The organism is Clostridium sp. UBA1056 (assembly GCA_002316385.1).
Taxonomy (GTDB): Bacteria; Bacillota; Clostridia; order Clostridiales; family Clostridiaceae; genus Clostridium_J.
On the sequence record DCDL01000037.1, the window covers coordinates 59,921 to 66,852 of the forward strand.

The 6,932-nt window shown below is 33.4% G+C and carries 6 protein-coding genes; all 6 read left to right on the plus strand.

Annotation, left to right across the window (positions count from 1 at the left end; translation table 11 throughout):
• The first annotated feature begins 1 nt into the window (after window position 1).
• Window positions 2-1,747 (plus strand): ABC transporter substrate-binding protein, encoded by a 1,746-nt coding sequence (locus B3W71_RS10015; protein WP_346888791.1) that lies wholly within the window; start codon window positions 2-4, stop codon window positions 1,745-1,747.
• A 150-nt stretch (window positions 1,748-1,897) separates the two neighbouring features.
• Window positions 1,898-2,857 (plus strand): ABC transporter permease, encoded by a 960-nt coding sequence (locus B3W71_RS10020; RefSeq protein ID WP_346888792.1) that lies wholly within the window; start codon window positions 1,898-1,900, stop codon window positions 2,855-2,857.
• Between the two features lie 10 nt (window positions 2,858-2,867).
• Complete coding sequence (locus B3W71_RS10025; protein WP_346888793.1) at window positions 2,868-3,794, plus strand: ABC transporter permease; 927 nt, start codon at window positions 2,868-2,870, stop codon at window positions 3,792-3,794.
• An 8-nt stretch (window positions 3,795-3,802) separates the two neighbouring features.
• Window positions 3,803-4,792 carry an ABC transporter ATP-binding protein gene (locus tag B3W71_RS10030; protein WP_346888794.1) on the plus strand — a complete coding sequence of 330 codons (990 nt, stop codon included), beginning with the start codon at window positions 3,803-3,805 and terminating at the stop codon, window positions 4,790-4,792.
• Complete coding sequence (locus B3W71_RS10035) at window positions 4,785-5,753, plus strand: ABC transporter ATP-binding protein (RefSeq protein WP_346888795.1); 969 nt, start codon at window positions 4,785-4,787, stop codon at window positions 5,751-5,753. Before B3W71_RS10030 ends, B3W71_RS10035 begins: the two co-directional genes overlap by 8 nt.
• A 305-nt stretch (window positions 5,754-6,058) precedes the next feature.
• Window positions 6,059-6,892, plus strand: a complete 834-nt coding sequence (locus tag B3W71_RS10040) for a deoxyribonuclease IV (RefSeq protein ID WP_346888796.1) — start codon at window positions 6,059-6,061, stop codon at window positions 6,890-6,892.
• The last annotated feature ends 40 nt before the right edge of the window (window positions 6,893-6,932 follow it).

The window sequence follows — 6,932 nt, forward strand, 5'->3', positions numbered from 1 at the left end:
TATGAACAAATGGGTCAAATTAGTTGTTACAAGTGCATTATCATGTATGATATTAGCGGGATGTTCAAGTAAGCCATCTACTGATAAAAATGAGACAAATAATGGTGGAACAAAAACAGAAGGGGTAGCAAATCCAGCTAAAGCTAGAAATACCAAAGATAATTTAGTTATTGGAGATAATACAAGTCAAATGAAAGGCCAATTTTTACCTATATTCCAAGATACTGCAGCAGATGGAAGTCCGATGGCATTGATGTTTAGAGGATTATTAATATCTAACGAAGATGGTAAATATGTACCAGATGTCGCGGAATCTATGGAAATATCAGAAGATAAATTAACCTATACATTTAAACTTAGAGATGATGTTAAATTTCATGATGGAACACCAGTAAAAGCAGAGGATGTTGAATTTACTTTCTTAGCGTCAGCAGATCCAAGCTATGATGGATGGCATAACGATGCTGTTTTACAAACAGTTGGTTATGAGGAATACAATGGAGATAAAGATAATAAAGTTACTAAGATGGAAGGTATTAAGGTAATTGATGAAAAAACAATTAGTTTTACCTTTAAAGAAGTTTTAAGAAATATTGATGAGTTTTTAGCTTTAGGTATTATGCCTAAACATGTTTATGATAAAGGAAAAGGTAATCTTGCAGAAACAAGAAAAATCATGGATGAAGGTAAATTTGTAGGAAATGGACCATACAAATTCGCTAAATATGAACCAAAACAATTTGTAGAGTTTGATGCTAATAAAGATTTCTATTTAGGTGCACCAAAAATATCAAAATTAATAATAAAGAATGTACCTAGAGAATCTTGTGCATCAGAATTAAATGTAGGGGAAGTAGATGTATACCCTGGCTACCCAACTAAGCAAGATGACATTGCTTTAATCCAAGATAAAGACTTTCTAGATATTGAAAAATTCGAAGGAACTGGATTTAGTTATGTAGGATTCAACCTTGAAAATCCTAAATTTAAGGATAAAGAGGTAAGGCAAGCCCTAAATTATGCCCTTGATAAGGAAGCTTTTGTAAAGTCATATTTCAATGAATATGCAACTGTAGCAACTAATCCATATCCAACAGGTTCATGGGCAAGCACAAAGGAATTATTAGCTAAACTTAATAAATATGAATATAGCCCAGAAAAAGCAAATGAAATGTTGGATAAAGCTGGTTGGAAAAGAGGTGCTGATGGAATCCGTGAAAAGGATGGAGTTAAATTAGAAATAACTCACCTATCATATACTGAAAGTAAATATGTTGAAACATTACTTCCTATATTAAAGTCAAACTGGGAAGCCATTGGAGCAAAGGTAGAGACTCAGTTAATGGAGTTTGGAGTATTATCAGACACAGTTGGGAAAGCATTAGATGGAAATGGTAAGCCATCCTTTGATACATTTAATATGGGATGGAAAATTGGTGGATTCGATCCAAACGGAGTTAATTGGGTATTTAGATCAGAGTTTGCAGTAGATGATGGTAGTAATAAAACTAGATATGTAAATCCAGAAGTAGATAAATTATTTGATAAAGGATTAAAAGAGTTTGATGAGAAAAAACTTCAAGAGATATATGGAGAGATAGCTATTATATTAAATGAAGATTGTCCAGTTATATTTACTGATTGTGCATCTACTATAGATGTAATTAATAAACGTGTTAAAAATTGGGATGCATCAGCTACAGTAAGTTGGACTACTATAATTCATAAAGTTGAAATAGCAGAATAGGTAAAAGTCTTATTATAGCTTTATGGTTATAACACTAGAGTGGACAGATAGAACAAGAAGTATAAAATATTACAAAGAGAATGTCTATAACCCAGGCATTCTCTTTATAAAAATTTGAAATTTATTAATATGAATGAAGGAGTGAGTGATTTGCTAAAATACATAGCCAAAAGGCTTCTCCAGATGATTCCAGTACTAATAATAATCTCAATTATTATGTTTGGAGTTATAAAGCTTACACCAGGGGATGGAATTGGATATACAAATCCTAGAGCAACAGCAGAAGAAAAGCAGGCAGAAAGAGAACGTTTAGGTTATGATAAACCAATACACACTCAATATGCTATGTGGGTACAAAGAGTAATTAAAGGTGATTTTGGATTATCTTCAACATATAAACAGCCTGTTGGAGAGATAATGTGGCCATATATTAAAAATAGCTTAATTTTAAATCTAGTTGTTTTTTTCCTTACATTCTTAGCAGCTATTCCAATAGGAATCTATACGGCGGTGAAGAAGGATGGATTAGCCGATAAGATAACCACTGTTTTATGCTATGCAGGAATTTCATTTCCAACATTCTTTATTGGGCTTGTTCTGATTAGTATATTTGGTGTTCACCTTAAGATATTGCCTATATCGGGTATGGTAAGTCCTGGTGCAAATTATACTGGGGTTAGTCATGTATTAGATATTGCTAAACATATGGTTCTACCAGCACTAGTTTTAGTTATTGTATCAATGCCTAGTCTTATTAGATATGTAAGAATGAGTATGTTAAACTCCATTAATGAAGATTATGTTAGAACAGCTAGAGCAAAAGGGGTAAAGGAAAGAGCAGTAATATATAGCCATGCTTTTAGAAATGCACTTATAAATGTTGTTACTTTAGTTGGATGGCAAATACCAGCTTTATTTGGTGGAGCTGTATTTTTAGAGACTGTTTTTAACTGGCCAGGAATTGGGAGGGTACTTATGGATTCAATTAATGCTAGAGATTACAACCTAATGCTGGCATTAATGTTAATGTTCACCTTCTTATCCTTGCTTGGTAATTTGTTTGCTGACATTGGCTATGCATTAGTAGATCCACGAGTTAAGGTTGAATAGGAGGGGGAATATGAAGACTGAAGTATTAAATTTAGATTTAAAAAGAAAGGTAGCCCCTGAAAATGATGCAGGAATAGGTCCATGGAAAATGATTTGGTTAAGGTTCAAAGCAAATAAATTAGCCATTGCAGGGACTATTGTGTTTGCATTAATCTTACTGCTTGTTATAGTAGGACCGGCCTTCACACCTTATGAAAGAGATGCTATGGATTATGGTTCAGTTAATTTACCACCTAGTTTTGAGCACCTTTGTGGTACAGACAGCTTAGGAAGAGATGTATTTACTAGAATTTTATATGGCGGAAGAATATCTTTATCAGTAGGTCTTGTTTCAACATCAATAACTATTACATTAGCCATTATTATTGGAGGAGCATCTGGATATTTTGGTGGAAGAGTTGATAACATACTACAGCGTATAGGAGAAATTATATCATCAATACCATTTTTACCTTTAATGATGACTTTATCTGCGGTAATGATGGGAAAAATACCTGAGGAAAAGAAAATGTATTTTATTATGGCACTCATTGGAGTCTTGAGTTGGCCTGGACTTTCGAGAATTATTCGTGCTGAAATATTGACGTTAAAAGAAAGGGAGTTTGTTGTAGCGGCCAAGGCTATGGGATACTCTGTATCAAGACAAATTTTTATTCACTTGATTCCAAATACCGTTGGATATATAGTTGTTAATGCTGCCTTTGGGATGGTTGGAGCTATGCTTACCGAGGCTGGATTATCATATTTAGGTTTAGGGGTTACACCACCTGTACCAACATGGGGGAATTTAATTAATGCAGCTACAGATCCATATAACTTACAGTATCGTTTTTGGTTATGGGTGATTCCAGGTATTTTCTTATTTTTAACAGTATTAAGTATAAATTTAATTGGAGAAGGGCTTAGAGATGCATTTGATCCAAAAGAGCAAGGGTAGGTGATACAATGAGTAAGAAGCTAATTGAAGTAAATAATTTAAGTGTACATTTTCATACTAAAAAGGGTATTGTAAAAGCTGTTAATGGAGTAAGTTTTTCAATTGAAAAGGGTAAAACTTTAGGTGTGGTTGGAGAGTCAGGATGTGGAAAAAGTATTACATCCATGGCCATTATGCAACTCATTGCTATGCCACCAGGAAAGATTGAAAGTGGAGAAATAATCTTTGAAGGTGAAAACCTTTTAAATAAAAATAATGAAGAGATGAGGAGAATTAGAGGAAATAAAATTGCCATGATTTTCCAAGAGCCCATGACTTCATTAAATCCAGTTTTCACTATTGGTAAACAAATATCAGAACCTTTAATTATCCATAAAGAAATGGATAAGAAACAAGCGAGAGAAAACGCTATTGATTTATTAAAATTAGTAGGAATTCCTAGAGCAGAGAAAATAGTAGATGAATATCCTCACCAATTAAGTGGTGGAATGAGACAAAGGGTTATGATTGCTATGTCACTTGCATGTAATCCACAATTACTCATTGCAGACGAACCTACAACTGCTCTTGATGTTACAATACAAGCTCAAATTTTAAAGCTTATGAATGGTTTAAAAGAAAAGTTTGAAACAGCTATTATGCTAATCACTCACGATTTAGGAGTTATTGCAGAGATGGCTGATGATGTAGTAGTTATGTATGCAGGTCAAGTTATGGAAGAAACAACTGTTGAAGAAATTTTCGATAATCCTAAGCATCCATATACAATTGGGTTGCTTAATTCTACACCAGATATTGAGCAGGATACAGAGCGCTTAGCTAATATTCCTGGAGTTGTACCAAACCCCATATTTTTACCAGAGGGATGTCCTTTCAATCCAAGGTGTGAACGTGCTATGGAAATATGTTCAAAGGAATGCCCTTCATTAAAGAGCTATGGAGGTCATAAAGTCCGATGCTTTGCAGTAGAAATGGATGAGGAGGCGCGACATGAGTGAAGAATTATTAAGAGTTGAAAATTTAAAAAAATATTTTCCAATACAAGCAGGTTTTTTTAAGCGTACAGTAGGTCATGTTAAAGCTGTTGATGATATTTCTTTTACAATCAATAAAGGAGAAACCTTGAGTTTAGTTGGTGAGTCAGGATGTGGTAAGTCAACTACAGGAAGAACAATCTTGAAGCTGTTAGAAGCTACAGAAGGTAAAGTTTATTTTGATGGAAAAGATGTTTATTCCCTTAATAGAAAAGAAATGAAAGACATTAGAAAAGAAATGCAGATAATATTCCAAGATCCATATAGCTCTTTAAATCCAAGAATGACAGTTATGCAAACTATTAGTGAAGGTATGAGGTATCATAACTTAGTGACTAGAGACAATATGCAGGATAGAGTAAAAGAAGTGTTAGAAATGAGTGGATTAAGTGCATACCACATGAACAGATATCCACATGAGTTTTCTGGAGGACAAAGACAAAGAATAGGGATTGCAAGAGCATTATCATTAAATCCTTCTTTTATTGTTGCAGATGAGCCAGTATCAGCCTTAGATGTATCTATTCAGGCACAAGTAATTAACTTAATGATGGACTTAAAAGAGAAGTTAGATCTTAGTTATTTATTTATATCACATGACTTAGGTGTTGTTAAACATATGAGTGATCGTATAGGAGTAATGTATTTAGGTTCTTTAGTAGAGTTAGCAGATAAAAAATCCTTATATGCTTCTCCCAAACATCCATATACTAAGGCGCTACTAAATTCAATTCCAGTTAAAAATCCAAGAGCTAGAAAGGAAAATGTGCCTTTAGAAGGTGATATACCATCTCCAGCAAATCCACCATCAGGATGTAAGTTTCATACAAGGTGTCCTTATGCTAAGGGAGAATGTAAGGAAGTTATTCCAAAGTTTGAGGATAAGGGAAATGGGCATTTTGTAGCTTGTCATTTAGTGAAATAATCTAGTAAAGCTTAGAAGCGAGAAGCCTACCCTAATTAAAGATTCTAGAAAAGTTGAGCTAAATGCATCTTAATTATTAATTAATAAATATTATCCATTGTGTAAATACGTATATTATAGTATTATTTTATTAAACCTAGATCAATGAGAGATTGAGGTTCATATAAAAGTATATTGTAAAATCCACTTAAAATTGTTTTGTTGTGATATGGTTTATAAAGAGTGGAATTTTGTCAATATAGTAAAATAGGTTAGTGTAATAACACTTATTAAAATAGATATTAGTACAAGATGGAGGAAATTAAATGTTAAATATAGGATGTCACTTATCAACTACTAAAGGATTTAAAAATATGGGGCGGGAAGCAGTAAAAATTGGAGGTAATACATTTCAATTTTTCACTCGTAATCCAAGAGGCGGAAAGGCAAAGGATATAGATGAAAAGGATGTGGAAGGCCTTTTAGAGATAATGAAAGAGAATAATTTCTCTAAAATATTAGCTCACGCACCATATACTCTAAATGCTTGCTCAGCAGATGAGAGAACAAGAGAGTTTGCTGTAGAGACTATGGCTGATGATTTAGCTAGAATGGAATACCTCCCAAATAATCTTTATAACTTCCACCCAGGAAGTCACGTTAAGCAAGGTGTAGAGATTGGAATTAGCTACATTGTAGATATGCTTAACACTGTGTTAAAGCCAGAACAAACTACGAAGGTGCTTTTAGAGACTATGGCTGGGAAAGGTTCAGAGATTGGAAGAAGATTTGAAGAGATAGCAGAGATTATAAGTAGAGTTGAACTTAAGGAGCATATGGGTGTATGTCTTGATACTTGTCATGTATATGATGCCGGATATGATATTGTTAATGATTTAGATGGAGTATTAGAAGAGTTTGATAGAATTATCGGACTGGAAAGATTGCATGCTATACACTTAAATGATAGCAAAAATCCATTCAAGAGCCATAAAGATAGACATGAGAAAATTGGTGAAGGATCATTAGGAATTCAGGCTATAACTAGAATTATTAATCATCCTAAACTACGTAACATACCATTTTTCTTAGAAACGCCTAATGACATTGATGGATATGCAAAAGAAATAGAAATACTAAGAAGTTTATATAATGATTAATATATATCTATTATAAAGAAAAGGGGCTTTCGCAAAATAT

Excerpts from the sequence above, each read along its gene's own strand:
- B3W71_RS10015 (WP_346888791.1), top strand. The coding sequence starts at position 2 with ATGAACAAATGGGTCAAATTAGTTGTTACAAGTGCATTATCATGTATG.
- B3W71_RS10025 (WP_346888793.1), top strand. The coding sequence starts at position 2,868 with ATGAAGACTGAAGTATTAAATTTAGATTTAAAAAGAAAGGTAGCCCCT.
- B3W71_RS10030 (WP_346888794.1), top strand. The coding sequence starts at position 3,803 with ATGAGTAAGAAGCTAATTGAAGTAAATAATTTAAGTGTACATTTTCAT.
- B3W71_RS10035 (WP_346888795.1), top strand. The coding sequence starts at position 4,785 with ATGAGTGAAGAATTATTAAGAGTTGAAAATTTAAAAAAATATTTTCCA.
- B3W71_RS10040 (WP_346888796.1), top strand. The coding sequence starts at position 6,059 with ATGTTAAATATAGGATGTCACTTATCAACTACTAAAGGATTTAAAAAT.